At 64.3% G+C, this 24,474-nt stretch carries 26 protein-coding genes and 1 riboswitch; of the genes, 10 read left to right on the plus strand and 16 right to left on the minus strand.

Going from position 1 to position 24,474, the window contains the following annotated elements; translation table 11 throughout:
• Positions 1–53: 53 nt before the first annotated feature.
• Complete coding sequence (locus J2S96_RS01300; protein ID WP_306859116.1) at positions 54–479, minus strand: rhodanese-like domain-containing protein; 426 nt, start codon at positions 477–479, stop codon at positions 54–56.
• A gap of 126 nt (positions 480–605) precedes the next feature.
• Positions 606–2,372 carry a GNAT family N-acetyltransferase gene (locus J2S96_RS01305; RefSeq protein WP_306859118.1) on the minus strand — a complete coding sequence of 589 codons (1,767 nt, stop codon included), beginning with the start codon at positions 2,370–2,372 and terminating at the stop codon, positions 606–608.
• Positions 2,373–2,456: 84 nt separating this feature from the next.
• Between J2S96_RS01305 and J2S96_RS01310 the strand changes: the two genes are divergently transcribed.
• Complete coding sequence (locus J2S96_RS01310) at positions 2,457–3,236, plus strand: alpha/beta fold hydrolase (protein WP_306859120.1); 780 nt, start codon at positions 2,457–2,459, stop codon at positions 3,234–3,236.
• Between the two features lie 26 nt (positions 3,237–3,262).
• Here the strand turns inward: J2S96_RS01310 and J2S96_RS01315 are convergent, their stop codons facing one another.
• Entirely contained in the window at positions 3,263–4,321 is a 1,059-nt protein-coding gene (locus J2S96_RS01315) for an LLM class flavin-dependent oxidoreductase (protein WP_306859123.1), read from the minus strand.
• Between the two features lie 99 nt (positions 4,322–4,420).
• Between J2S96_RS01315 and J2S96_RS01320 the strand changes: the two genes are divergently transcribed.
• From J2S96_RS01320 to J2S96_RS01330, 3 genes are read left to right on the plus strand one after another with little or no spacing between them, the layout of a single operon-like run.
• The gene (locus J2S96_RS01320) at positions 4,421–5,317 is read left to right on the plus strand and encodes a helix-turn-helix transcriptional regulator (RefSeq protein WP_306859124.1); all 897 of its coding nucleotides are present in this window, start codon (positions 4,421–4,423) and stop codon (positions 5,315–5,317) included.
• A gap of 2 nt (positions 5,318–5,319) precedes the next feature.
• Entirely contained in the window at positions 5,320–6,306 is a 987-nt protein-coding gene (locus J2S96_RS01325) for an aldo/keto reductase (RefSeq protein ID WP_306859127.1), read from the plus strand.
• A gap of 22 nt (positions 6,307–6,328) precedes the next feature.
• Positions 6,329–6,763 carry a cupin domain-containing protein gene (locus J2S96_RS01330; RefSeq protein WP_306859129.1) on the plus strand — a complete coding sequence of 145 codons (435 nt, stop codon included), beginning with the start codon at positions 6,329–6,331 and terminating at the stop codon, positions 6,761–6,763.
• Between the two features lie 332 nt (positions 6,764–7,095).
• Here J2S96_RS01330 and J2S96_RS01335 read toward each other — a convergent pair whose 3' ends face one another.
• The 8 genes from J2S96_RS01335 to J2S96_RS01370 form a co-directional block, all read right to left on the minus strand.
• A complete protein-coding gene (locus J2S96_RS01335; RefSeq protein WP_306859131.1) occupies positions 7,096–7,557 on the minus strand; it encodes a hypothetical protein in 462 nt (153 codons plus the stop codon).
• Positions 7,558–7,610: 53 nt separating this feature from the next.
• Positions 7,611–8,960, minus strand: coding sequence for an LLM class flavin-dependent oxidoreductase (locus J2S96_RS01340; RefSeq protein WP_370872960.1), 1,350 nt, complete (start codon positions 8,958–8,960; stop codon positions 7,611–7,613).
• A 2-nt stretch (positions 8,961–8,962) separates the two neighbouring features.
• Positions 8,963–9,895, minus strand: coding sequence for a TauD/TfdA dioxygenase family protein (locus J2S96_RS01345; protein ID WP_306859133.1), 933 nt, complete (start codon positions 9,893–9,895; stop codon positions 8,963–8,965).
• Between the two features lie 39 nt (positions 9,896–9,934).
• A complete protein-coding gene (locus J2S96_RS01350; RefSeq protein WP_306859135.1) occupies positions 9,935–10,816 on the minus strand; it encodes an ABC transporter permease in 882 nt (293 codons plus the stop codon).
• Positions 10,800–11,690: an ABC transporter ATP-binding protein gene (locus J2S96_RS01355; RefSeq protein ID WP_306859137.1), complete on the minus strand. Its 891-nt coding sequence runs from the start codon at positions 11,688–11,690 to the stop codon at positions 10,800–10,802. Before J2S96_RS01355 ends, J2S96_RS01350 begins: the two co-directional genes overlap by 17 nt.
• A gap of 3 nt (positions 11,691–11,693) precedes the next feature.
• On the minus strand, positions 11,694–12,725 hold the full coding sequence (locus tag J2S96_RS01360; RefSeq protein ID WP_306859139.1) for an ABC transporter substrate-binding protein: 1,032 nt from the start codon (positions 12,723–12,725) through the stop codon (positions 11,694–11,696).
• A 158-nt stretch (positions 12,726–12,883) separates the two neighbouring features.
• Positions 12,884–13,159 (minus strand): flavin reductase family protein, encoded by a 276-nt coding sequence (locus J2S96_RS01365; RefSeq protein ID WP_306859142.1) that lies wholly within the window; start codon positions 13,157–13,159, stop codon positions 12,884–12,886.
• 38 nt (positions 13,160–13,197) lie between these two features.
• Positions 13,198–13,309: riboswitch (SAM riboswitch) on the minus strand.
• 127 nt (positions 13,310–13,436) lie between these two features.
• On the minus strand, positions 13,437–14,462 hold the full coding sequence (locus tag J2S96_RS01370) for a LacI family DNA-binding transcriptional regulator (protein WP_306859143.1): 1,026 nt from the start codon (positions 14,460–14,462) through the stop codon (positions 13,437–13,439).
• Positions 14,463–14,622: 160 nt separating this feature from the next.
• On the opposite strand from J2S96_RS01370, the gene J2S96_RS01375 reads away from it, so the two are divergent.
• The 6 genes from J2S96_RS01375 (at position 14,623) to J2S96_RS01400 (ending at position 21,083) form a co-directional block, all read left to right on the plus strand.
• Positions 14,623–15,558, plus strand: a complete 936-nt coding sequence (locus tag J2S96_RS01375; protein WP_306859145.1) for a dihydrodipicolinate synthase family protein — start codon at positions 14,623–14,625, stop codon at positions 15,556–15,558.
• A 147-nt stretch (positions 15,559–15,705) separates the two neighbouring features.
• Positions 15,706–17,067, plus strand: coding sequence for an MFS transporter (locus J2S96_RS01380; RefSeq protein WP_306859147.1), 1,362 nt, complete (start codon positions 15,706–15,708; stop codon positions 17,065–17,067).
• Positions 17,068–17,205: 138 nt separating this feature from the next.
• Positions 17,206–17,772 carry a type 1 glutamine amidotransferase domain-containing protein gene (locus J2S96_RS01385; RefSeq protein ID WP_306859149.1) on the plus strand — a complete coding sequence of 189 codons (567 nt, stop codon included), beginning with the start codon at positions 17,206–17,208 and terminating at the stop codon, positions 17,770–17,772.
• A gap of 170 nt (positions 17,773–17,942) precedes the next feature.
• Positions 17,943–19,637 (plus strand): APC family permease, encoded by a 1,695-nt coding sequence (locus J2S96_RS01390; RefSeq protein WP_306859151.1) that lies wholly within the window; start codon positions 17,943–17,945, stop codon positions 19,635–19,637.
• A gap of 131 nt (positions 19,638–19,768) precedes the next feature.
• Positions 19,769–20,371 carry a dihydrofolate reductase family protein gene (locus J2S96_RS01395; protein ID WP_306859153.1) on the plus strand — a complete coding sequence of 201 codons (603 nt, stop codon included), beginning with the start codon at positions 19,769–19,771 and terminating at the stop codon, positions 20,369–20,371.
• 82 nt (positions 20,372–20,453) lie between these two features.
• Positions 20,454–21,083, plus strand: a complete 630-nt coding sequence (locus J2S96_RS01400; RefSeq protein ID WP_306859154.1) for a hemerythrin domain-containing protein — start codon at positions 20,454–20,456, stop codon at positions 21,081–21,083.
• Here the strand turns inward: J2S96_RS01400 and J2S96_RS01405 are convergent.
• The 5 genes from J2S96_RS01405 to J2S96_RS01425 form a co-directional block, all read right to left on the minus strand.
• Complete coding sequence (locus J2S96_RS01405; RefSeq protein ID WP_306859156.1) at positions 21,034–21,276, minus strand: hypothetical protein; 243 nt, start codon at positions 21,274–21,276, stop codon at positions 21,034–21,036. The genes J2S96_RS01400 and J2S96_RS01405 overlap by 50 nt on opposite strands.
• Positions 21,277–21,508: 232 nt before the next feature.
• Positions 21,509–22,222, minus strand: coding sequence for an HAD family hydrolase (locus J2S96_RS01410; RefSeq protein ID WP_306859158.1), 714 nt, complete (start codon positions 22,220–22,222; stop codon positions 21,509–21,511).
• Positions 22,223–22,309: 87 nt separating this feature from the next.
• Positions 22,310–22,663 (minus strand): TraR/DksA family transcriptional regulator, encoded by a 354-nt coding sequence (locus tag J2S96_RS01415; RefSeq protein ID WP_306859160.1) that lies wholly within the window; start codon positions 22,661–22,663, stop codon positions 22,310–22,312.
• Between the two features lie 11 nt (positions 22,664–22,674).
• A complete protein-coding gene (locus tag J2S96_RS01420) occupies positions 22,675–22,920 on the minus strand; it encodes a hypothetical protein (protein WP_306859162.1) in 246 nt (81 codons plus the stop codon).
• Positions 22,921–23,418: 498 nt separating this feature from the next.
• Positions 23,419–24,447, minus strand: a complete 1,029-nt coding sequence (locus J2S96_RS01425; RefSeq protein ID WP_306859164.1) for an NADPH:quinone reductase — start codon at positions 24,445–24,447, stop codon at positions 23,419–23,421.
• Positions 24,448–24,474 lie beyond the last annotated feature (27 nt).

The raw sequence follows: 24,474 nt of genomic DNA on the forward strand, positions 1-24,474 counted from the left end.
CAACGGGGAACCCCTCACCGAGGACCCCGTGCCGATCGCGAATGACCTGCCCTCTATTCAGACTCCATGCGCAGCGCTGTCCAGGCTTGGAACCCGCCGATGAGGTCCGTTGCCCCGGTCAGTCCCAGCCGTTGCAGGGTGTGCGCAGCGAGGCTGGAGCTGTAGCCCTCATTGCAGACGATCACGATCCGCCGAGCGGGATCGCCGGCGAACGGGAGGCGGTGGGGACTGGAAGGATCGAGGCGCCACTCGAGAACGTTCCGGTCGATGACGACTGCTCCTGGAAGATCACCGTCCCGTTTTCGCTGTTCGGCCGGTCGGGTGTCAACAACAAGGGCGCCGGCTGACATCTCACGCTCTAGACCCGCCGGGTGAATACGCTCAAGCCCGGCGCGGCTCTCAAGTAGCAGCTGGTCGATCGTCAGCGTCCGCAGGGAGTCGCTCGCAACTCCGCCGTCAGAGATATGGGGCTGCTTCACCGGTGTCCTCGCTTGTCTGCTGAGCGGTCGCTCCACCCTGAAGCGAATTGATGAGCTATCTTGCTCGCCAATCTAGGCGCATCGAAGGAGCCCGGTCAATTCGTGGGCGAACCGCCGGTTGAGCCGTTAAATGCTCCGTTTCAGCCCGACATGGGCTGTCTGGTATCCAAGTCGGGTGTAGAAGGCCCGGGCCCGTTCCCGTGTTTCATCGGTGGTCACCTGTGCCAGTCGCGCCCCGCGCGCACGCCCGAAATCGTGTGCCCACTCAAGCATCGCGGTGCCCAGGCCACGTGAACGTTCCGTGGCCGCAACCCGCAGTCCCTCGATCTGCAGTCGTGAAGAACCACCCCGGGAAAGGCCCGGAATGATGGTCAACTGCATCGTGGCAACGATGCGGTCGGCACCATTGCGGACAACCCCCAGATAGTTGGACTTGTCGCGAACAACTACGTCATAGGCCGCCTCGTATCGTTCGAGCTCGACGCACTCACGATCGGGACCGAATTGGTCATCGGACAGGAGCCCGGCGATGGCTTCAACGTCATCGCGACTCGCCCGTTCCAGCCTGAACGTCCGGCCCGCAACCCGCAGCAGTCCTCGAACCGAGGACCGGGCATCTGCCTGCAGGCGGGCGACCAGCAGATCGAGCCATCCGCCGACGTTGGCCCTAGCCTCAAGGGTGTCGGGATAACGGCATCTCAAGTGAAGACCGGACTCGTCCAGAATGAACCAGAGCATCACGCCGTCGGTGTCGATTGCCGCGCTCACATATTGCGCGTCGAGTCCGACGGAATCGATCCGCACCGGCAGCCTGCGCAGGTCAAGCCATGAGATCGCGAACATGCCGGGAGCCACGGGCATGCCGCCCCATGGACCCAGGACGTCGGCGAGCGGCCACGAGCCAAGCTGCACGGCTTCTTTTACCGCAGCCGCTGCGGCGCGCGGTTCGGCGATCGCCGACTCAAGTACCGAATTGGTGATGAACCAGCCGACTGAGTCATGCCATTTGTCCTCGAAGCGGCTGTGCACGGGAAAGACTGCCCGCAACGGGGTTCCAGCCAACTCGCGTGTCACGGCAGTCATTGCAGCAACAGCGAGCGCGAGCGTGGAGACGCCGTCGTCGCGGGCCTGCGCGGCAAACGCGGCCCCGTCGTCAAGATCGAATACATCGCGCACTTCTACGCGCTCGCGCTGCGGAGCGGGCGCGCCCAGGGGCAGCGGGAACTGCGGCATGACGCCGCCGCTGTCACCGATGATGTCTTTCCAGCGTTGACGGACGTGCTCCGGCGCGGCATTGCGGTCCAGCAGGGCTTGCGTGTGTTCTTCGAATGCCGGCACAGGCCGGGGCAACGGTTCGTGGTCCGCCTTGCGGGCACCGAGCGCCGACAGCAGGTCGCGCGCGATCACGAGCATGGACCACATATCGACGTGGGCGTGGTCGGCCGCGATCACGAGGGTGAGTCCGGCAGCGGTCTCCAATAGGCACAGCCGGTGGGAGGGCTGTGCGTAGGGCGAACATGCGCTGTCGAGAATGTCCCGCACCGCGTCATTGACGGCCTGGCCGGGCGAGATCTGATGCTCAACCCATGTTCCCGGACCGATCTCGATTTCGTGAAGCTCGGGCTCACCGTCCGCGCCGCGCACAAATGCTGATCGCAGGGTGCCGTGGCGTGCGATGACGGCCAGCCAGGCATCGGCAATTGAGTCACGACGGGTTGGTGCAGGCAGCCGGAAAGACAATGCCATCCAGGAGCCGGGACGTTCGCCCGCCCCCACATGCAGCCGTTGGTCAAAGGACACTGGAAGGCGTCGCTTGGGCGCAGACACACTGACGTCGTAGCCCCAAAGTCGTCCGAACGGTAGGCGCAGGTGCGTGACGTTGGTCAGCCGCATGGCAGTATCGTATCGTCCCGGATAGCCTGAATGCTCGACGCCGCCCCTCGAGATAACGCGGTCAGTCACGAAACGAGGAGCTTGATGCCCACTTTCGAGGTTCCCGGAGCCGAGCTTGCGGTTGCTTTGAGTGACGAAGGCGGGCACCCGGTTGTCCAGCTGCATGGCCTTACCTCGAGCCGGGCGCGCGATCGGGTGCTCAACCTCGACCTCGGTCGAGGGCTTAGTGGAACCCGGCTGCTCCGGTACGACGCACGAGGCCATGGCCGGTCGACGGGGCGGAAAGTCCCCGAAGACTATCAATGGCAAAACCTTTCCGAGGACCTCCTGCGACTGCTCGACCACTGGTTCCCAGGTGAACGTGTCCACGGGGCCGGTCCCTCGATGGGTGCAGGCACACTTTTGCATGCCGCTTCCCGCGAGCCGGACCGTTTTACCGGGCTCACGCTCATGGTGCCGCCCACAGCATGGGAAACCCGGGCTGCACAGGCTGGAAACTACCGGTTTGCCGCGGAGCTGATCGAATCTGCCGGGGTTGAGGCATTCCTCGCCAGCGCCCGCCAGGCAACGCCGCCGCCCGCCACCGTCGGTGCGCCGGAGACGGTGCCCGACGTCGCCGACGCCCTCTTGCCGTCGTTGTTCCGAGGCGCGGCCCTCAGCGATCTGCCTGCTCCCGAGGCCATCGCGCGAATCGAGGTGCCGACAACGATCCTGGCGTGGATCGATGATCCCGGCCATCCGCTGTCAACCGCGGAATCCCTTGCCGCCCTGCTCCCGCAGGCAACGCTGACGGTTGCCTACACTCCGGAAGATGTCGCGACCTGGCCACGCATTCTGAGCCGAGATGTCGCCCGTCGGGGCTAACCGGGAATTCGCCCGGTCTTAGACGCCTACCGCGGGTCGCGCCGGACTTCAGCCGGAGTCCATCCCAGGGCGGGACCGAGCTTGCCGGCGATGTCGGTGAGGATCTGGATGTAATCCTCTTGGTCGAAGCTGAAGGGCAGTGCGAACGCAACTTCGTCGACTTCCTGAAATCCTGCGTGTGCGTACAGCTGCTCGGCGATTTCGTCGCTGGTGCCGATGAGATCCGGGGCAAACAACATGCCCTTTGGCCCTTGAGGCGCCCGTGTACGGGGAGTGCGTTCATCGACGTACCGCTGGTATTTCTGCCGCTGACCCGGCGACGCCGAATCGGTCGGGATCACCACCAGGCCCTGCGACACCCGGGCAGATCCATAGGCCGGGGCGGACGTTTCAGCGGCTTCACGGAAGGCGCGAATCTGCGATTGCTGAATGCGGGCAAAGTCCGGCTGCTGATCCGCTTCGGGAAAGACCACGCTGCTGGAAAGCAGATTGAAACCGTTTGCCCCGGCCCAGACGGCTGAATTCCTGCTGGCCGCCCCGTACCAAAGGCGGTCCCGGAGTCCGGCGGAGTGCGGCTCGACGCGGTTGGAGAATTCCTCGACCACACCTTGCTTGCCGGAAAAGTCCCGCACCTTTTCCCCTGCGATCAGGCGGGCAAATCGATTCAGGCGGCCGTAGCTGAAATCCTCCAACTCGGAGGAGTCCGGGTACAACTCGTGCTTCACTGTGTCGTAGTGCATTGGTTCACCCACGCTGAGGCCCGGATTGATGCGTCCCTTGGCGAGCAGATCTACGGTGGCCAGGTCCTCGGCCAAGCGCAAGGGGTTTTCCCAGCCGAGCGGGGTTACCGCGGTTCCAAGCTCGATCCGTGAGGTGCGCTGGCTGGCGGCGGCCATCATTGCGATGGGGGAGGAGATTCCGAACTGCAGGTGACGGTGGCGTAGCCACGCGCTGTCGAATCCAAGCCGTTCGCCAAGTTCGATGATCTGCAAAGTGGATTCGTGGCCCACGGCGGGATCCGCCGGATCGAACAGGCCGATAGTGAGGAATCCAAGCTTCTGTAAGGGACGTGAGGACTCGGGCATGGCTTCCTTCAGGATCCGGGCGCGGCTGATCCCAGAATATGCGAAGGGTGTACCAGTAGGGACTCCCTCCGACGCGGTGGCCGAAATAACGTTGTCTACATGAACACCAGGGACGAAGCACGCCAGTTCCTCATGTCGCGTCGGGCGAATATCAGCCCAGAGCGGGCCGGGCTAGTGGTCTCCGGGCACCGTCGCGTGGAGGGCTTACGGAGAAGCGAGGTCGCGATGCTCGCGGACGTGAGCCCGGAGTATTATGCCAAGATCGAAAGAGGCAACCTTGTTGGAGTCTCCGATTCGGTATTGGAGTCAATTTCCCGGGCATTGCAGCTCGACGACGCCGAACGCGAGCACCTTTTTGACCTCGCGCGGGCCGCGAACGGGGGAGCGCAGCCCGTGCGCCGGCCCAAGCCGAAGACTTGGGTGGCCAGGGAGAGCCTGATCCGTGCGCTGGAGGTCATCGTGAACGGCCCGGCGTTCGTACGCAACGGGCGGATGGACATCTTGGCCACCAATGCCCTGGGTCGCGCCTTCTACGACGAAGTCTTCGACGGTCCCGGGCAGGGGAACCTCGCCCGGTACTGTTTCCTCGACGAGCGGGCCAAGACGTTCTACCCGGACTGGGAGGCGGCGGCTGATGTCACCGTGGCGATCCTGCGCACGGAAGCGGGCCATGATCCCCGGGACAAGCAGCTCCACGACCTCGTCGGAGAGCTCTCCACCCTCAGCGATGCGTTCCGCACGCGGTGGGGCGCGCACAACGTCCGCCGCCATGGCTCGGGCACGAAGAACTTCCACCACCGCGAGGTCGGCGGGATCACCCTCAGCTACGAGGGACTGGAGCTGACCGCCGAGCCGGGACTTTCGTTCCTGATTTACACCGCCGAGCCCGGTTCGCCGAGCGAGCAGCGGCTGCAGCTACTGGCGAGCCTCGCCGCCACCGTGACCGCTCCGCCGTCGCGAGCTTTATTTGACGAGACCACTACTACGAAGGATTGATCATGCACATCAGAACACTTGGCCAGGGCCTGAAGGTCTCCGCGATAGGGCTCGGCGCAATGGGCATGTCCCAGAGCTACGGCCCCAACCCTGGCAGCAGGGGCGAGATGATCGACGTGCTGCGCTCCGCCGTCGACGAGGGCGTGACGTTCTTCGACACGGCAGAGGTCTACGGCCCGTACGTCAACGAGGAACTTGTCGGCGAGGCGCTCGAGCCGATCCGCGACCAGGTGGTGATTGCCACCAAGTTCGGCTGGGACATCCAGGATGGCAGGATGATGGGCCTGAACAGCCGGCCCGAGCAGATCCGCCGCGTCGCCGAGGCGTCGCTGAAGCGGCTCCGCACCGAGGCGATCGATTTGTTCTATCAGCATCGCGTCGACCCCGGCGTTCCGATCGAGGACGTCGCCGGCACCGTCGGCGAGCTCATCGCCGAGGGCAAGGTGAAGCATTTCGGTCTCTCCGAGGCCTCGGCAGACACGATCCGCCGCGCACACGCCGCACACCCGGTCACCGCGGTCCAGAGCGAGTATTCGCTCTGGACACGCGATCCCGAGGCGGAGGTGCTGCCGACGCTGGCGGAGCTCGGAATCGGGTTTGTCCCGTTCAGCCCGCTCGGCAAGGGCTTCCTTACCGGCACCGTCGACGCATCCACCGCATTCACCGAAGGAGACATCCGCAACCGTGTCCCGCGGTTCGCGGCGGAGAACCTTGCGGCGAACCAGAAGCTCGTCGACCACGTGAAGGGACTCGCCAGCGCGAAGGGTTCGACGCCGGGTCAGGTCGCCTTGGCCTGGTTGCTCGCGCAGCAACCGTGGATCGTGCCGATCCCCGGAACCCGGCGCACCGAGCGTATCCGGGAGAACGCAGGGGCCACCCAGCTCGCCCTCTCCGCGGACGAGCGCGCCGACCTCGACAGCCTTGCCCAGCGCATCGGGGTGAGCGGAGACCGCTACAACGCCGAACACATGACCTACGTCAACCGCTGACTGCAGCTGGAGGTAAAACACAATGACGGACAGCGAATTCGATCAGATTTTCCCGCTCGGAGCGCCGAACGACGCCTACGCGCAGTACTTCATCGGCCAGAGCTATTTGGCTCCGCTCGCCTCAGGCAGCGTTCAGGTCAGCAACGTCTCCTTTGAGCCGGGCTGCCGCAACAACTGGCACATCCACCACGGCGCTGACGGTGGAGGCGACCAGATCCTGATGTGCACTGCGGGCAGCGGCTGGTACCAGGCCGAGGGCGAGGCCCCGGTCAGCATGGAGCCGGGAACGGTGATCCGTGTGCCCGCCGGGACTAAACATTGGCATGGGGCGAAGTCAGACTCGTGGTTCTCCCACCTCGCCTTCATCACCCCAGGCAAGAACGTCAGCAATGAGTGGCTCGAGCCCGTCACCGACGAGGTGTATGGGGCGCTGCTGGAGAACGCAGGGAACGAGTGACGATTCCGAACGAGAAGGGAAGCGCTGTCCGACGGCGTCGCAATCCCCCGCTCGGACTCGGCACCTGGCATCGACGGAAGCGCCGGCGCGACCTTCTTGATTGCGTCCGGCGCGACTGAAACTGTTCATTTTTGGTGGCGAGTGAGGCCTCGGTGAGACCGAGCCGGGGGTAGAGGATGCCGAAGCCTTCGCGGAGGCCTCCGTTAAGGGCTCCGACCACGTGGCCGGCGTTGGAGGAGGTAAAGATGGCCGCGGTGTCAGGGTAGTGGTGTATGTGGAGGACGTTGATGGGTTTTTGCGCGTCGTAGGCGGCCTGGTTTCCTCCGAAGATCTCACGGAGGGTGGCATCGGGGTGTGCGGGGCCAGGATATTCTTCCCCGGAAATGTCCAGGACGTTGCCCCAGAGCTGCGGGTATTTGGCCGCGAAGGAGATCGCGCCATTGGCCCCCGTGCGAGTACCCGGCGATGGTCCGGTAGCGGGGGTCATTGATGACCTTGAGGTGGCTGTCGGCACAGGCGAGGACGTCCTTGTTAGTGAAGGTCTCAACCTTGTTAATGAAGGTCTCAACATTTCCGTATACCGGGGTGTCCAGGCAGAGGCTGTCGACCAGCGGGTCTGCGAGTTGGTCCGCGACGATGACAATCGGGGCAAGGCCGTGGTGGCGGGTGGCGTATTTGTCCAGTACCGCCGCAACGAATTGTGGGTCCGGGTTCCCAGGTTGCCCCCGCCAGGCCCTTGTTCCCTGCTTCGAGGGCACCGGCGGCTGGGATGCTGCTCCGGTTTGGATCAGCATCCCAGCGCCCATCCCCCCCACCCCCAGAGTGGGCGGACCGGCTGAGTCTTCGCTCAGCCGAGGGCAGCCGGGGCTGTGGCGCCGGCCTGTTCGTACTGGCTGACGGGACGGGTCAGTCCGTAGTGCTCGCGCAAGGTCGTGCCGGTGTACTCTTCGCGGAACAGTCCGCGCGCTTGGAGCAACGGGACCACGTGGTCCACGAACTCCCCGAGCCCTGCGGGCAGGGCCGCCGGCATGATGTTGAACCCGTCCGCGGCACCGGCACGGAACCACGTTTCGAGCGCGTCGGTAACCTGCTCGGGGGTCCCCGCGAGGGTGCGATGACCGCGCCCGCCGCCGAGGCGGCCGATGAGCTGTCGCACCGTGAGCCGCTCCCGTCGGGCGAGGTCGACGATGAGCGTGTAGCGGCTCTTCGCGCCCTCGATCTCGTCCTCGTCGGGCAGCTCGGCAGGCAGTTCGCGGTCGAGGGGCAGGTCCTCGGGCGCGATGCGCAGTTGCTTGGCGAGCTCGTCTCGGGCGTATTCGGGGCGGATGAGCTCGTCGAGCTCCCGCTCCCGCCGCAAGGCCTCGGCCTCCGTCCCGCCGAGGATCGGCACGATCCCTGGGAGGATCTTGATCCCGTCGGGATTGCGCCCGGTCGCGGCGGTCCGAGACTTGAGATCGCTATAGAACGCCTGGGCCTCCTCGAGGGTCTGCTGGGCGGTGAAGACGGCCTCGGCATAGCGGGCAGCGAGGTCCTTGCCGTCCTCCGAGGAACCGGCCTGGACGATCACGGGCCGCCCCTGCGGAGAGCGCGGGACGTCGAGCGGGCCGCGCACCGAGAAATGCGCTCCGTAATGTTCGACGGCGTGCACCCTCCCGTCGTCCGCCCAGACCCCGGCCTCCTTGTCGGCGAGGACAGCGTCGTCGTTCCACGAGTCCCATAGCTTGAAGGCTACGTCGAGGAACTCCGCGGCGCGCTCGTAACGGGCGCGGTGGAGCGGCTGGTCGTCGAGGCCGAAGTTCCGCGCCGCATCGGCTCCTGCGGTCGTCACGACGTTCCATCCGGCCCGGCCGCCGGAGAGGTGGTCGATCGACGCGAATCGGCGGGAGAGGTTGTACGGCGAGTTGTAGCTCGTCGAGGCAGTCGCGATGAGCCCGATCCGCTCGGTCCCCGCCGCCAGCGCCGCGAGCAGCACGGTGGGCTCGACGGCGCTGACTGGCCTGCGCCCCACCGATCCCCACAGCACGGGCGAGTCAGCGAAGAACACCGAGTCGAGCTTGCCCCGCTCCGCCGTCTGCGCCAGGGCCGTGAAATGCGTCAGACTCGTCCCGGCGTGCGGGTCGCTCTCGGAGAGCCGCCACGATGCCTCGTGATGGCCGGTGCTCATCAGGAACGCGTTCAGGTGCAGTCTCTTTCCCACGCTCAGACCCCCGCCCCGACAGAGACGATCTCGGAGTAGTGGGAGGAGTCGCCCTCGATTGCCTGGCTCTTCGTGCCGTCCACGCCCACGGGGACGTCCCCGGCCACGGTCACGCGGTTAAGCTTGCGCGGCTGGTTGTCGTAGTTGGAGGGCGCGTAGTGCTGGGTGATGCGGTTGTCGAACAGGACCAGTTGATTCGGCTCCCAGTTCACCCGCACCACGTTCTCGGGCCGCGTGATGTACGCCTGGAGCAGGCGGAGGATGTCTTTCGACTCCGTGTTGGACAGCCCCACGATCCGCAGCCGCTGCGCGAAGCCGCCGATGAACAGCCCGCGCTCGCCGGTCAGCGGATGCACCCGCACCACGGGGTGCGCGGTCTGGTATTTGACCCGGGTGAAGACCCTGCGGCGCTCCTCGGCGCCCTCGTGCTCGAGGTTCTTCGGCACGGAGTAGTCGTAGTCGTTTGTGTGGATGGCCCAGAGGGTGTCCGCGAAGTTCCGCAGCTCCACGGGCAGGTCCTGGTACGCCCCGGCGGAGGAGGCGATGAGCGTCTCCCCGCCGTAGGCCGGCAGGGTGACGCTGCGCAGGGTCGAGGCCTGCGGCGGGTTCAGCACGAACGTGACATCGGTGTGCCAGGTGTTGGCCGAGCCGTCTTCGCTGTCGACCGGGAGGACGTTCTCCGCCCCGTCCACGGACGCGACCGTCGGGTGCGCTTTCGTGAGCGGACCGAACCGGGACGCGAAGCGCACTTGGTCTTCGTCCGTTCGGATGTTCGCCTCGCGGAAGACGAGTGCCTTGTGCTGGTTGAGGGCCTCGCGGATCTGGGCGACGGTCTCGTACGAGAGGTCCTGGCTGAGGTCGAGGCCGCGGATTTCGGCGCCGATGCGGGAGCCGAGCTTGGTGAAGTCGAGCCGGGTTTCAACGGTGGTGGTCATGATGATTTCCTTTGCATGGGAGTTGGAGAGGAGAACGAACTAGGATCGGGCCCCGGTGCGCCAGCGCGAGAAGTGGCGCTCTAGTGCAACCAGGAGGAAGTTCACGGCGAGGCCGAGGAGCGAGACGGTGAGGATTCCGGCGTACATGTCCGGGATGAGGAAGCTGGACTGCGCGTTGACGATCAGGTAGCCGAGCCCCGCCTTCGCCCCGACCATCTCCGCGGCGATGAGCACGAGGATCGACGCCGTGCCGGCCATCCGGATGCCGGTGAAGATAGTGGGCACGGCCGAGGGCAGGATCACTTTGCGGAACAGGGCGGGGCTCGTCAGCCCGAGCGAGTGCGCCGCCCGCACGAGCAGCGGGTCCACCGTGCGGACGCCGGCGATCGTGTTCAGCAGCACGGGGAAGAACGCGGCGTAGGCGACGATCGCTATCTTCGATTCCTCGCCGATGCCGAGCAGGAGCGTGAACACCGGCAGCAGCGCAAGCGCAGCCGTGTTGCGGAACACCTCCAGCAGCGGGGTGATGAACGTATTGACCGGCCGGTACCACGCCACGAGCAGCCCGGCAGCGATCCCGAGCACGACGGCGACACCGAACCCCGTGACCGAACGGGTGAGGCTTGCCACCAGGTGCCCTTCGAGCGCACCGGTGGCGAGGAGCTTCCAGGTCGCACCGAGCACGTCGTGCAGGGGCGGGAGGAACACCCGGGTCGAGGGCGGCGCGAGCCACAGCGGCCCGACCTCCCACAGCAGCAGGAACGCGGCGATCGCGGCAGACTTCCACAGGCCGGAGCGGACGACGGCGACAGCACGCCGGAAAACAGCGGCAGCGGGGATGGCTCCCGTGGGAGACGAGACGGACTCCGGGGCGGCCTTCGCTTCGGACGCCTGGATGGGAGAGCTAGCGAGCACTGACATTGGACAGGCTCCTTTCGCGGTCGTGGCCCTGGGGCGCGGGCACCGGCTCGTCGGACGCCGAGCCGTCGGGCAGTATCTTGCGATGTCCGGATTCCTGGGCCCGGCGGACCTCATCGTGAAGGAGGCCCCAGACCTGGTGGCGGTAGTCGACAAAAGCGGGGTGCGAGCGGATGTCCGCCTCGTCGTCGTCGTCGTGCTCCGGGAGGTGGATGTCCACGATGGCTTTGAGCCGCCCGGGGCGGGAGCTCAGGACCGCGACCCTCTGGCCCAGGTAAACGGCTTCCTCAATGCCATGGGTGATGAACACGATCGTCTTGCCGGTGGCCCTCCAGATCTTCAGGAGTTCGCCTTGGAGCTGTTCGCGGGTCTGGGCGTCGAGGGCGGCGAAGGGCTCGTCCATGAGGAGGATCTCGGGCTCGTAGGCCAGGCTGCGGGCGATCGCCACCCGCTGCTTCATCCCGCCCGAGAGCTCGTGCGGGTAGCGGTCCTCGAAGCCGGCCAGGCCTACGAGCCCAAGGTAGTGCCTGGCTTTCTCGGCGCGTTCGCGCTTACTCAGGCCCGTGCCCTCGAGTCCGATCGAGACGTTGAGGGCTGCAGTGCGCCACGGGAACAGCGCGTACTGCTGGAATACGACGGCACGGTCCTGGCCCGGTCCGGTGACCGGCCGGCCGTTGACGAGGACCTCGCCCGAGGTCGGTTTCGTGAGCCCTGCGAGCAGGTCGAGGAGAGTGGTCTTTCCCGAGCCGCTCGGACCCACGAGGGTGAGGAATTCCCCTGGGCGGACGTCGAGGGTGACGTTCTCGAGGGCCGTGAGGGATCCTCCGCGCACGGAGAAGTGCTGGCTGACGTCGCGGAGGCTGATTTTCGGCGTCATTGGTCATCCTTTCGAACTTGTCGGCTGCGCCGTGGCGAGCTGGTTGAATTCGTTGGTGTAGTACTTGGAGGGGGTAAGCGGTCCGTTCACAATTCCGGATTCATTGAGCCATTTCTCCCAGCGGGAGAAGTCGGTGTCGGTGATGATTCCGGCCTTCGGGACGCCGACGCTCTTCCAGTACTGGAGGTTCTTGGTGCTTTCGCCCCGGTTGCGCTTTTCGATGATCTGGGTGAAGCGCTGGATCACCTGGTCGCGCGGCGTGGTGCGCTCCCATTCGATGGCCTTCGCCACCCCCGTGGTGAAGGTTTTTACCGTGTCAGGATTCTGCGCGAGGAAGTCACTGCGGAAGACATATTGGCCGCCCGCGAACGTCCCGAAGAGGCCGTAGTCGCTGAACAGCGAGCGGAGGCCGCCGGCCGCGATCGCGTTGTCCTGCAGGACCCCGCTCAGCGAGCCGACGTCGACCTGGCCACGACGGACCGCCTCCTCGGTGTCGTTCGGGGGAAGCACCACGAATTGGACCTGCTTGATCTCGTTCTGCGAGAGGCCGTTCTTCTCGAGCCAGGTGTCGATGACGGCCTCGGAATGCGCTCCGAGCGTGTTGACGGCGACCTTCTTGCCGATCAGGTCGCGTGCGCTGTGAATCGTGCTCTCGTTCTTTACGTAGAAGCCCGTGAAGGTCTTTTCGTCCTCGCCGTAGTAATTCACGACCGCCTTGACGGGCGCGCCGGCCTCGACGAGTTTCACGACCGCTCCAGCGAACGCGCCGCCGAAGTCCGTCTGCCCGGTCGCGGCGGACTGGATGTCCTGCGGTCCGCTGGTGGTGTTGCCGACCCACTTGAGCCTGACGTTGCCGAGGAAGCCGAGGTCCTCGGCGAGCTCTGGCAGGACCACGCTGTTCGCTGAGCCTTGGTACCGGAGCTCGCTGACCTCTTGCCCTCCGCTCGTGGCGGAGGCGGGGCCGGAGCAGGCCGAAACGGCCAGGGCGAGGACCGCAGCGATCGATATGCCTGCAATGGACGTGAGTCTCTTCATGGTTTCCTCGGGGTTTTGCGGCGCACGAAGGCAGCCGGACGGGGCGCACGGGACTCCGTGCGCAGCATCAGGTTGATAAATAAGGGGGGTGTCGAGCCGCGCCCAGGCTTCGGGCGCCGCTGCCGGGCGCGGCTCGGTTTGCTACAGGGGCTTGAAGGCTATTTGGCCCAGTAGGCGTGGTTGGTCAGGGGACGGAAGTTCTCCGGATCCGAGACGCTCACTGTCTCGCCGATCAGGATTACGTGATCCCCAGCGTCCACCCGCTGCCAAGGGCGACACTCGATGCGCGGAACGTCGGTGAACGAGTTGCTCACGAGGCCGGCCAAGGTCCCACCGCTCCGGGTCGTGATGACCGAGATGCCCGTGGTCCAATGCCCCACCGCGCGGCGGAGCTCCGCCCCGCTGACGGCATGCTGCACAGTTGTCACGGTCATGGCTGTCCCTCCAGCATGCGCACCGGACGCCCGCTCGGGCGTCGTACTTGCCGCGGATGGTCACCGCGGCCGGATCCTCATCTGGGGCACCCCGCTACGGGAGAGGGTTGCCGCCCGGCCAGCCAGAGCTTTGCGCCGGGGCTCTTGATCCTTGGTCAGGACTCTATGCTGCGGCTTTGGTGAAGGTCTAGGGAACCCGTAACAACGCGACCCAAGTCGTCTCAGTGGTAAATAAAGACGCCCGATGACGGACGCCCTTCCACCCGGAACTCGGGCTTTATCCGCCGGCGTGCTTGGGTTTTCCGCTCGATTGGCGTGGAATAAGGGTCGGCAAGGATCGGCGGATGAAGGGTTCGGTACCTGGGTTGACGATGAGCTCGATGGCGTTGGCCGCGATCTGGTCCAGGGGAACGCGCACAGAGCTCAATGGCGTGGGGAGCCGTGCAGAGAGGGGGGTGTCGTTGTATCCGACCAGGGCGAGATCATCAGGGATGGCAATGCCGTTGTGGTGGGCTGCGGCCATAACGCCCATCGCGATATTGTCGTTGGCCGCGAAGATCGCTGTCGGGCGGGTCGGTTGTGTCCCGGCGAGGAGCGTTTCGCCAGCGGTGTAGCCGTCTTCGATTCCGTAGCCGGCGGCGATCAGCCACTCTTCCCGCGGTGCAACACCTGCTTCGCCCAGGGCTCTGCGGGCTCCTGCCAGACGGGCGGTTCCGCTGGAGGTGAAAGTTGGGCCGGTGACAACGGCGATGTTGCGGTGTCCCAGGTCGATGAGGTGGCGTACGGCGAGGTAGCCGCCGACTTCGTCGTCTCCGAGTGCGGATGGGCTAATGCCGTCCGTACGGAGGACCAGCGCATGTGCTACCCGGCGCTCACGCAGCAGCCGGGGGAGTTCGTCGTCCAGGCGTGCGGTGGCGAGAATCAGCCCGTCGACGTTTCGGTCCAAGAGTGTTTCGGCTGCGCCGCGTTCGTCCTCCGGGTCATCCCCGCTGGTCGCAACCATGGCGAAGTAGCCCCGGGACGACGCGGCCCTTTCGAGTTCTTCGAACATCAGGGCCATGACGGTGTCGCTAAGGCGGGGGACAAGGACGCCGAGAGTCCTTGTTTCGCCGCGCCGGAGGCTTGAGGCGAAGGAGTTCCGTCGATAGCCGAGTTCCTCCGCAATCTTTCGCACATGTGCTGCTGCTGCTGACCGGGACACCATGCGTTCATCCAATGCGCGGCTAGCTGTGGAGAGGCTCACGCCACTGGCAGCCGCCACATCTTTTAGTGTGACAATTCCAGCCGGTACGGCCCGTTCCATCGCGGTTCTCCTCTTCAGACAGGGTCTACCAGACACTCTATTCCTCCTTTTTGCAAACGTTCTCTTGACAGTGAGCTGCGACACGCGCAAACTTGAAAACGTTCCCGCAAACGTTTTCATCATAAGCGGGACTACGATCAAGACAACAGAGGAAGCTCTCATGACCATCGATCTTCGCGGGCTGGTTCCCGCACCCGTAACGCCGTTCAACCGTGACGGCAGCGTCGACGTCGACGCAATCCATCGGCTCGGCGGCTGGCTGGCCAGCGTCGAAGGCGTCAAGGGCCTGGTCGTTCTGGGCCACGCCGGTGAAGGCACCTTCCTGACCCAGGAGGAGCAGGCGCTGGTCATCCGCGAGTTCAAGAGCGCCGTCAACGGTGAAATCCCGATCATCGCCGGTATCACCGGTGAAGGAAACACCGTCGCCGCCCTCGAAGCAAAGCGCGCCGTGGAAGCCGGCGCGGAGGCAGGACTCGTTTACCCGTCCCACGGCTGGCTCCGCTTCGGCTACCAGAAGGGTGCCCCGCAGACCCGGTACAAGGAAATCTACGAAACCTCGGGGCTGCCGCTGATCCTGTTCCAGTACCCGGATGCCACCAAGGCCACCTACGATCTGGACACCCAGCTCGAGATCGCCGGCCAGGAAGGCGTGTTCGCCACCAAGAACGGCGTACGCAACATGAAGCGCTGGGACACCGAAATCCCCGTCCTGCGCGCCACCTACCCGGAACTCCAGGTCCTCACCTGCCACGACGAGTACCTGCTGCATACTATGTTCGACGTCGACGGCGCCCTCGTCGGCTACGGCGGACTGGCTCCGGAACCTCTCGTGGAGCTGATCGCCGCCGGTAAGGCCAAGGATTACGCGGCCGCCCGCGCCATCCACGACCGCCTCCTGCCGGTGACCAAGAACGTCTACCACCGCGGCTCCCACATGGAAGGTACCGTGGCCCTGAAGGAAGGACTCGTCGCCCGTGGCATACTCGAACACGCCACCGTCCGGCCGCCGCTGCTCCCGCTTGCTGAAGGTGCCGGCGATGAAATCGCCCTGGCCCTGAAGTCCGCCAACCTGGGCGCCGTCACGGTTCCCGCCTAAACGCAGGATCCGGCGGATCTCAAGGAACGAGACCGGATCCCGAGGATGGCGGGCATAACGCCCGCCATCCTTCCCTCCAAAATTTCTACTCTCCAATCCCGGTCAACGAAGACCCCCAGCGCCGCAGCTGGAGAAGGAGGACTCGCAATGCGCGAGCTGAATAAAACCGCACACGCCCTCAAGGAACGCCCAAGGCCAGGAGGGAGGGGGGAAGGAAGTTCCGCAGGCACTTCCACGTACTACACGCGCAAGGAGATCCGGTTCATCCTGGCGTTCGCCCTTCTGGGCACGCTGTTCGACGGCGCCGAACTGAACCTGATCGGCTTCCCCCTCGCGTACATTTCCGATAGCTTGCACGTTTCCACGATCGCCCTGATCACGGTCGCGACGGTCCAGGGCTTCGCCTCCATCCTCGGCGGGTTTGTGTTCGGCACCCTCGGCGACACGCTCGGCCGCCGTCGAACTTTCGCGATCTCCGTCCTCGCTTTCGGCGTCGCAGCGACGCTCGGCGGTCTGGCTAGCAACTACGAAATGTTCCTCCTGACCCGCGTGCTCGCCGGAATTGGGATGGGCGGTTTGTTCGGCCTTTCATTCTCCATGTTCACCGAGTGCTGGCAGACCAAGAAACGCGGCACCATGGGCGGCATCATCCAGTCCATGTACTTCGTCGGCGAAATCCTCACCGCAGGACTCACCTACCTGTTCCTATCCGTCCTAGGGCACGATCTCGGCTGGCGCGCGGGCTACGTCACCATCGGCCTGATCAGTCTGGTGATCGGCGCAGCCTCCCTGAAACTCCTGCCCGAATCCAAGCAATGGTTGGCCTATCAAGAACACCGCAAGAACGGCACCCTCCCGCCTGAACTGCGCCGCTCCAAAGTCCCAATGATTGATATCTTCCGCCCCCGCTTCGCCTACGGCACCGTGCTCTTCATGATCCTCTCGACGGCGATGTTCCTCACCACTAACTCCGTGGGCGCCTATCTGTCCACTTACCTGCTCAAGACCCAGCAACTGTCCCTCGACGCCGTGAGCCTGATCGTCTTGCTCGGCTATGTGTCCACAATCATCACCTACTCGGCCACCGGCTTGGTCTCCGACCGCATCCGCCGCAAATACGCGTTCACAGCAGCCTGCGTCTTCGGGACCGTCGGCTTCGTCTGGTTCCTTGCTCTGCTCTCTTCCGGGCACGCGCAAATCACCGGCGCGTTCTGGACCTCGCAAGGCTTCTGGGCACTCATGATGTGCGCCGGCGGTGCCGGAGGATTCGGCGTCCTGGGCGTCTGGATGTCCGAATTCTTCCCCACCCGCATCCGCTCCACCGGCTCCAGCGCCAGCTACTACGTCGGACGAGGCCTCGGCGCCGGAGTCTTCCCCCTGTTCGCGCTCACGCTCGCAGGCACCGTCCCCTTCGCCCTCGCCCTCGGCATCATCGGCCCTGTGGCCGGCGTCGTCTTCTCCGTCCTCGCTCCCGACCGCACCGGCCGTACCATTGCCGAACTCGAATAAAGGACGGATGGCAAGCCCAAAGTAGTAAGCTTGCTGATTACTTTGGGCTTGCCTAAGCTGGGAGTCGTTAGTCAAAAACTCTCACAGCGGCTGGCGCTGCGCACGAAAATGTCCCGGCCGTCCATCGGAGGAGGAGAAATGTCAGAACACAGCATCGCAGGCAAGAAAGTTGCATTCTTGTTGACGGACGGCGTCGAGCAGGTTGAGCTCACCAGTCCATGGCAGGCCGTGAAGGACGCGGGAGGCGAACCCACCTTGGTAGCCCCATCGGAAGGACGACTCCAAGGCTTCAAAGGCGTCGACAAGGGCGATACCTTCGAAGTGGACATGTTGGTTGCAGAAGCCAACCCCGCCGACTTTGACGCGTTGGTACTCCCCGGCGGGGTCGTCAATGCGGACCACCTCCGTGTAGACAAGGACGCGCAGACCTTCGCCCGTACGTTTTTCGAGCAGCACAAGCCGGTGGCGTCAATCTGCCATGGACCGTGGCTGCTGATCGAAATCGGCGTGGTCAAAGGCCGCAATGTCACCTCGTACCACACGCTCCAGACCGACCTCCGGAACGCGGGGGCCAACTGGAGCGATGAGGAAGTGGTGGTGGACCAGGGCCTGGTGACGAGCCGAAACCCGGATGATCTTCCGGCATTCAACAGCAAGCTGCTGGAAGAAATTTCGGAGGGTCAGCACGCTGGCCAGACGGCCTAAGCCGCGCCGGAGCTGCAAATCCGCACCTGGGCCATTGACATAGCGCTCTCTTAGCCGTGGAATTCGCGGCCTCTCGAGATTTTCGTTGCAATGGCTCTTTCCTGATTGCGGCGGCCTCGCTATCGTCAAGGGATCATGGCTGTATATGACCCTCCGAGGGAGTGGTTTATGTGACGAGCGAGGTTGTAGTCAGCTCCGGCGAGGGCCGGTTGCATGCCCTGAAAAGGGTCGTCGGGTTCTGGGGATTGCTGTTTGTTTCCCTCGGTTCCATCATCGGGTCGGGGTGGTTGCTGGGTGCCCTTGGCGCGGCGCAGACCGCAGGTCCGGCGTCGATCATCTCGTGGGTGCTCGCGGCGGTGCTGCTGGTGGTTTTGGCGCTCATTCATGCCGATCTGGGGGCGGCCTATCCGGTGGCCGGCGGGACGGCGCGGTACCCGCATTATGCGTTCGGTGCCCTCGCCGGGTTCACCGCGGGGTGGGCGGGATACCTTCAAGCGGTGACGATCGCCCCCATCGAGGTGGAAGGGAGCATCACCTATCTTGCCAGCGCGCCGTGGGCTTCAAGTATCAAGATGGTCAACCCTGACTCGACGCTGACTCCGATCGGGTTGCTCATCGCCGTTCTCTCGCTGGCGCTGTTCACGGTGATCAATCTCCTCGGCGCGAAGTGGCTCTCGGACAGCAACATTATTTTGGTGATCTGGAAGACCGTGGTTCCGGTCCTTACGATCGTCGTGCTCATGATCCTTACCTTCCACCCGGGGAACTTCAGCCAGGGGGCGGGTGGCTTCGCGCCGAACGGCATTCACGGGATTTTCGCGGCGCTTCCGCTAGGGGTGGTGTTTGCACTTCAAGGGTTCGAACAGGCCGCCCAGATGGCAGGGGAAGCCCGCAACCCCAAGAAGGATGTTGCCAGAGCGATCATCATCGCGATGTTCATCGGCGCAGCGATCTACATCCTTCTGGAGGTTGCGTTCATCGGGGCCCTCAACCCCGCTGACATCGCCCACGATTGGAAGAACCCGGTGGGGACCGGTTCATTCGGTCCTTACTACGCTCTGGCCATTACGGCGGGAGCGGGATGGCTGGCGACCGTTCTTCTCATCGATGCGGTCGTCTCGCCAGCAGGCACGGGCCTGGTCTACGTCGGCACCTCCGCGCGCATTTCCTACGCCCTCGGTGAGGACGACGCCCTGCCCGGGGCGCTCACCAAGGTCAGCAAGCGCGGCGTTCCGTTCGGGTCCATCGTGCTGTCCTTCGGTGTGGGAATAATCGCCCTGCTACCGTTCCCCAGTTGGCAGTCCTTGGTCGGGCTGGTCACCGACGCTACGGCCATCATGTATGCCTTCGCCCCGGTTTCCTTGGGCGCGCTTGTCCGCCAACACTCCGGACGTGAACACCCATACCGGGTTCCATGGCCGTCGGTCCTGACCCCGTTGGGGTTCGTGGCCGCGAACCTGATCATTTATTGGTCCGGGTTCGAAGCGATATGGAAGCTGCTGACAGCGATTCTCCTTGGCCGCATCATTTTCGAGATTGCGCTCCGCCGCTCAAAATCCCTGCAGCAGCGCCGCGACATCGACTGGCGTGCCGCATCCTGGATCTGGCCCTGGCTGATCGGCATCCTTGTCATCGGTCTCTTGGGCCGCTACGGAAATGGATCGCTTAACGTCCTGCCTGAGTGGATCGATATCGTCTTCGTGGTTGTCTTCAGCCTCATCATGTTCCACTACGCGGTCAGCCTCGCGATGACACCCGAGGATATTGCCGCGGCAGTTGAGGAGGATGAATTCGAATTCCAATCCATCGACCTTCCGCTCACGCCGGAGGTGACGGGAAAGTCGAACCCCGCCGACCAAGGGTGATGTGTGGTGGTTGCGCTGCGGAGCATCTCACCGCGGCACCGGAGCGGACTGACCCTGAGGATGACTCCCAGCCCTTTCTGTCACAGGTGCTGGGTATGGACAGCGATTAGGCCCTGTTCCAGAATGGGTCCGTGGGAATCATCGTCGCCAATCTGTTTGTCACCCTCGACGGCGTCTACCAGGCGCCGGGCGGCAGCGAAGAAGATACCGCTGGCGGATTCGCCTTCGGTGGTTGGCAGGCGCCGGTGTCCGATGACGAGGCCGGCGCTGCCATCGGTGAGGAAATTGGCCGGATCGACGCCCTGCTCCTTGGCCGGAAGACCTACGACATTTTCGCGGCCTACTGGCCGCACCAGTCCGGCGATATCGGCAACACGCTCAACCGCGTGCCCAAGTTCGTCGTCTCGAATTCACTGGCTGCGCCGGCGTGGGCGGGCACCAAGGTGCTGCCAAATGCAGAGGCAGCGGGCCGGCTTCGTGAAGAGTTCGACGAGGTGCACATGTTCGGTAGCGGCGTCCTGATCCGGTCGCTACTTGCCGCGGACGTGCTCGACCGCCTTCACATCTGGTTGTATCCGATCACCCTCGGGCAGGGCAAGCGCATCTTTGACGCCGGGACCGTCCCGGCCTCCTTCCGCCTCGCCGAGCCGGCGCGCACCTTCCCGAAGGGGGCAGTGTCGCTGGTCTACGACCGGGCGGGCAGCGTGGAGACGCAGGACATGCCGGGTGTCTGAAGGGCAAGGTTATCGCTTCCATCATTGCGTCCGTTGACGGCAGGCATAGGCTGACGACACGACACAATTTGGAAGGAACACGATGGACATCGCAGATGTGATTCTCAACGATCACCACGAACAACGGCGTCTTTTCGCCCTGCTGGACAGCATGCATGAGAGCGGCGCGGAGGACCTTACCGCTGTATGGAAACGGCTCCGCATCCTTCTCGAAGTTCACGCCAAAGCTGAAGAAACCATGTTCTACCCGGCCCTGTTGAAGCTCGGCAAGGGAGAGGGCGGCAAGGACTCTGCCGCGGACGAGACAACCGATGCAGTCCACGACCACAACGAAATCCGGGACGCAATAGCCGGTGTGGAGACCTACCCTCCCGGCACCCCCGAATGGTGGGCGGCGCTGACCGAAGTCAATAAAGTCAACGGCGACCACATGGCGGAGGAAGAACGCGAAGGACTCTCAGACTTCCGCCAACATGCGTCCCTGGAACTCCGCCACAGCATGGCCCTTGAGTTTTCCATCTTCGAAGCACGGCATGCCGCAGGTATCGAAAGCCACGACGTGGACCGCAGGCGTACGTCGAAAATCCGAATCCCTGACGGGGACCAAGGAGCCGAACCCATCGGACCTTGGGCCTGTGGCCCCGTCCCTGCGCCGGTTCTGGCTAGACTTCGTCGCCCGACGCCGGGGGCGTTTGGGGGAGCTCCGGCTTGATCCATGTGGCGATCACGTTCACTCCGCCACGGTCATCTCGTTCGCTCTCGATTTGGATGTCGGAAACCGAGGCGCCCATACCCACAAGCTTGTCCCGGTAGGAAAGGATGAGGGCGTTGAGACTTTCCTCGGTCCACTCGCCCGGACGCATCCTGGTGGAAATTTCAACTGGCTCCGGTTGATAAAGAGTCACTCGCTGCCTCCTGGGATGACCGGCCCCCGGGATGACAAGGGGCTTGGGTCCTTGAGGTTGTTTATGGACAAATGATCCTTCCACGCTAGATCGCATCGGCTTTTTGGGCAACGCCTTTTTGGGCAACGGGCTTTGTGTCCACACTTGGCCTGGGCAGCGCCCGAAATCTGGCTTATTGCCTCAGACCGCGTCACGAAAGGCGCCGTCGCCTAGCCGGCGAGGGGTCAATTGCCTAAGCGCTCGGCGGCCCTGCGAGCTTTCCGATGGGGCTGCTTTCCAGGTCCCGAAGCAGGGCACGGGGATCCGCATAGACCTCAAGCGCACCTGCCGCGAGGAGTTCGGCTTCGCTGATCCCTCCGCACGTGAGGCCGATGGTGCCTATGTCGAGTCGGGCCGCCGCCTGGACATCCCAGACGGAATCGCCGACATAGACGACATCCTCCGACCGTAGTCCGAGGCGTTCGAGAGCCACCTGGAGGATATCGGGGGAGGGCTTGCTCTCGGCGGCGTCAGCTGAACTTGTCACGCAGTCGATCCAGGCGTCGGCCTCCAGGATGCCCCGGAGCACGTGGAGGTCCCGCGGGTGCGCCGATGAGGCCAAAGCTACGGCGAATCCGGATTCGGCGCAGGTTCGCACCAGGTCGGTCGCTGCGTCGAAGGGCCGGATAACCGGCCAGAAGGTCGAGAATATTGCCCCATGGGCCTGTTCAATTTCTTTCCGGGTGTCTTCGTCCGAATCGGGCGGGAGCAGCCGGTCAAGGAGCCTGTCCCCGCCCATGCCAATGTGCCGGTGGATTGACGCCATGGGAACCGTCAACCCCTGCTGCCGGAACCCCTGCCACCAGGCGATGGCATGGAAATAGCTTGAGTCCAGCAGGGTTCCGTCTACATCAAACAGGACCCCGCGCTGCTTCAGTGATTTCGCTTGTTCCTCCATGGCACTCATCTTTCCTTGCTTTTTGCCATCATGGCGGCGGTCCTGGACCATCCAAGCGTGGTGGCTAATTTATCGGTGCGGTACTTGCACATTGCCTTAGCTCCGGCCGGACGCGTGTTCCATGCAGTACGGCGTCCAAGGCCTTGCCTCCAGGCGGCCCTCCGCGATGGGCTTGCCGCAGATGGCGCAGAGTCCGTAACTCCCGTCGGTAATCCGCAGCAAAGCGGCCTCGATCTGTTCCAGGCCCACCCGGCTCTGCTCCATGAGGGCGGAAGCCTGGGAAAGTTCGAAGGCGATCGTACTTCCTTCCGGATCGTGCTCGTCGTCGACGTTCGCGTCCTGCCTGGCGGCGTTTACCGACGTGATGTCGCCTTGGAGGGCTTTCAAGAGCGCAACCTTGCGGTCACGTTCCTCCTCGAGGAGTATTCGGAACCGCTGCGCATCGACCATGGGACGATAGGCTACCGCACAGTTGAGCTACCAGGCTGGTTGTCGTAGTCCGGGTCCGTAGTGCAGAGCAGTGGCAGGGCGCAGGACCGGGGCAGCGGCTCAGCTTTTGGGTTGGGCTTTCCGCGGACGATGCTATCGGCGGAGTGGGCGGGATCCCCGTTGTATGGCTGGTCGGAGATGTCGACTATGGGGTACTGCGCCAGATCAACCCCTGCCGGGATGGCGAAGCTGCCGGAGTCATTGGCGAGGACGCCCAAGCTGACCATTTTGGACAAATCGGCAGAACCCCCAGACTCCACGGAATCCCGCGATGTGGTCGTTGGAGCAGTGCGCTCGGGCTAGCTGCGGGCGTCCGGAGGGTAGTCCTCGTCGTCGTGCCCGCACGGTGAGGAGTCGACCACCTGCACAGCGACTCCGAGGTTGTAATATTCGGACTGCGGATACCCGGGCTCGGTCTGGGCGAATAAATCCCCCGAACGCCCGGTCACCTACAGGCCGAATTTCCCGGACGCCCGGTCAGCTAGGGGCCGAATTTCCCGGACGCCCGGTCACGCGAAAAAATCGGGATGGGCTGCTGTAGGTGAGTGGGCGCTGGTGGATGGGCTGCTGTAGGTGACCGGGGGTTGGTGGATGGGCTGCTGTAGGTGACCGGGGGTTGGTGGATGGGCTGCTGTAGGTGACCGGGGGTTGGTGGATGGGCTGCTGTAGGTGAGTGGGCGTTGGTGGATGGGCCGCTGTAGGTGAGCAGGGGGAGATCAGGATGGAGGTGCGACGTCGATGAGCACTTTACCGATGGTGCCCTGCTCAACCGCGTCATGTGCTGCGGCGGTCGCTTGCAGCGGGAAACGGGTCAGAGGCAGGCCGTGTTCTTCACCAACGCGCAGCGCGCCGGCCTCCAGCGCCTCGGAGACCGCGGCCACGGCGTGCTGTTTCTGCTCGTCCGTCACGGTGTACGTGAGGATGAACTGGTAGCGGATGTTCTTCGTCATGCTTTCACGGACGGGAACTGTCACTGATTCCCCTGGATTCGCCGCGTAGATGGCTATGGTTCCGCTTGGCTTGAGAACCTGCACATCTGAGTCGATGTTGGCTGGAGCGTTTACGTCAACGATGGTGTCGACGCCGCCGGGGACGGCTGCACGGACGGCAGCCACGACGTCGTCGGTGGTGTAGTTGATGACTGTATGGGCCCCGGCGAGGCGTGCGAGTTCAGCTTTCCGGTCTCCGCTGACGGTCGTGATGACGGTTGCTCCGGCCCAGCCCGCGAGCTGAATTGCAGCGTGTCCAACTGCGCCTGCGCCTCCGGTGATCAGAACCGTTCGACCCGCCAACGATCCGGGGGAGAGCCTGGCAGGGCCATCCTCGTTCGAGCTCAACGCCCGATGCGCCGTCAGGGCCGGGATTCCGAGGGACGCGCCTGTGTCGAAGGATTCGGCGTCCGGAAGAACCAGTGCTTTGGCCGCCGATACAACCGCGTACTCCTGTGCTGTGCCTTCATGGCTGCCCCAGGCGACGTCCCAGAGCCAGACGCGGTCTCCGACGCTAAGCCCTGTTACTCCGGAGCCGACCTCGTCGATCACGCCGGCACCGTCCTGATTGGGAACCTTCGGTGCTTCCAGCGGCCGGCTTCCTCCTCCGCCTGCCCGGGACTTCCAGTCGGTGGGGTTCACACCGGACACGACCACGCGGACCCGGACCTCACCCGGGCCGGGAGCAGCCAAGGGCTTGTCCTGAAGCTTCAGCACCGAGGACGAACCTGTCTGGTCGTACACAATCGCCTTCACGTCTTCTCCAATGCATCGGTTTACCCG

The sequence above is a fragment of the Arthrobacter bambusae genome (assembly GCF_030812595.1).
In the GTDB taxonomy this organism is placed as follows: domain Bacteria; phylum Actinomycetota; class Actinomycetes; order Actinomycetales; family Micrococcaceae; genus Arthrobacter; species Arthrobacter bambusae_B.

What these genes read in the sequence shown, in the direction of transcription:
- J2S96_RS01305 (WP_306859118.1), bottom strand. Translation starts at nt 2,372, where the DNA reads ATGCGGCTGACCAACGTCACGCACCTGCGCCTACCGTTCGGACGACTT.
- J2S96_RS01310 (WP_306859120.1), top strand. Translation starts at nt 2,457, where the DNA reads ATGCCCACTTTCGAGGTTCCCGGAGCCGAGCTTGCGGTTGCTTTGAGT.
- J2S96_RS01315 (WP_306859123.1), bottom strand. Translation starts at nt 4,321, where the DNA reads ATGCCCGAGTCCTCACGTCCCTTACAGAAGCTTGGATTCCTCACTATC.
- J2S96_RS01320 (WP_306859124.1), top strand. Translation starts at nt 4,421, where the DNA reads ATGAACACCAGGGACGAAGCACGCCAGTTCCTCATGTCGCGTCGGGCG.
- J2S96_RS01325 (WP_306859127.1), top strand. Translation starts at nt 5,320, where the DNA reads ATGCACATCAGAACACTTGGCCAGGGCCTGAAGGTCTCCGCGATAGGG.
- J2S96_RS01330 (WP_306859129.1), top strand. Translation starts at nt 6,329, where the DNA reads ATGACGGACAGCGAATTCGATCAGATTTTCCCGCTCGGAGCGCCGAAC.
- J2S96_RS01335 (WP_306859131.1), bottom strand. Translation starts at nt 7,557, where the DNA reads ATGCTGATCCAAACCGGAGCAGCATCCCAGCCGCCGGTGCCCTCGAAG.
- J2S96_RS01345 (WP_306859133.1), bottom strand. Translation starts at nt 9,895, where the DNA reads ATGACCACCACCGTTGAAACCCGGCTCGACTTCACCAAGCTCGGCTCC.
- J2S96_RS01350 (WP_306859135.1), bottom strand. Translation starts at nt 10,816, where the DNA reads ATGTCAGTGCTCGCTAGCTCTCCCATCCAGGCGTCCGAAGCGAAGGCC.
- J2S96_RS01355 (WP_306859137.1), bottom strand. Translation starts at nt 11,690, where the DNA reads ATGACGCCGAAAATCAGCCTCCGCGACGTCAGCCAGCACTTCTCCGTG.
- J2S96_RS01360 (WP_306859139.1), bottom strand. Translation starts at nt 12,725, where the DNA reads ATGAAGAGACTCACGTCCATTGCAGGCATATCGATCGCTGCGGTCCTC.
- J2S96_RS01365 (WP_306859142.1), bottom strand. Translation starts at nt 13,159, where the DNA reads ATGACCGTGACAACTGTGCAGCATGCCGTCAGCGGGGCGGAGCTCCGC.
- J2S96_RS01370 (WP_306859143.1), bottom strand. Translation starts at nt 14,462, where the DNA reads ATGGAACGGGCCGTACCGGCTGGAATTGTCACACTAAAAGATGTGGCG.
- J2S96_RS01375 (WP_306859145.1), top strand. Translation starts at nt 14,623, where the DNA reads ATGACCATCGATCTTCGCGGGCTGGTTCCCGCACCCGTAACGCCGTTC.
- J2S96_RS01380 (WP_306859147.1), top strand. Translation starts at nt 15,706, where the DNA reads ATGCGCGAGCTGAATAAAACCGCACACGCCCTCAAGGAACGCCCAAGG.
- J2S96_RS01385 (WP_306859149.1), top strand. Translation starts at nt 17,206, where the DNA reads ATGTCAGAACACAGCATCGCAGGCAAGAAAGTTGCATTCTTGTTGACG.
- J2S96_RS01400 (WP_306859154.1), top strand. Translation starts at nt 20,454, where the DNA reads ATGGACATCGCAGATGTGATTCTCAACGATCACCACGAACAACGGCGT.
- J2S96_RS01410 (WP_306859158.1), bottom strand. Translation starts at nt 22,222, where the DNA reads ATGAGTGCCATGGAGGAACAAGCGAAATCACTGAAGCAGCGCGGGGTC.
- J2S96_RS01415 (WP_306859160.1), bottom strand. Translation starts at nt 22,663, where the DNA reads ATGGTCGATGCGCAGCGGTTCCGAATACTCCTCGAGGAGGAACGTGAC.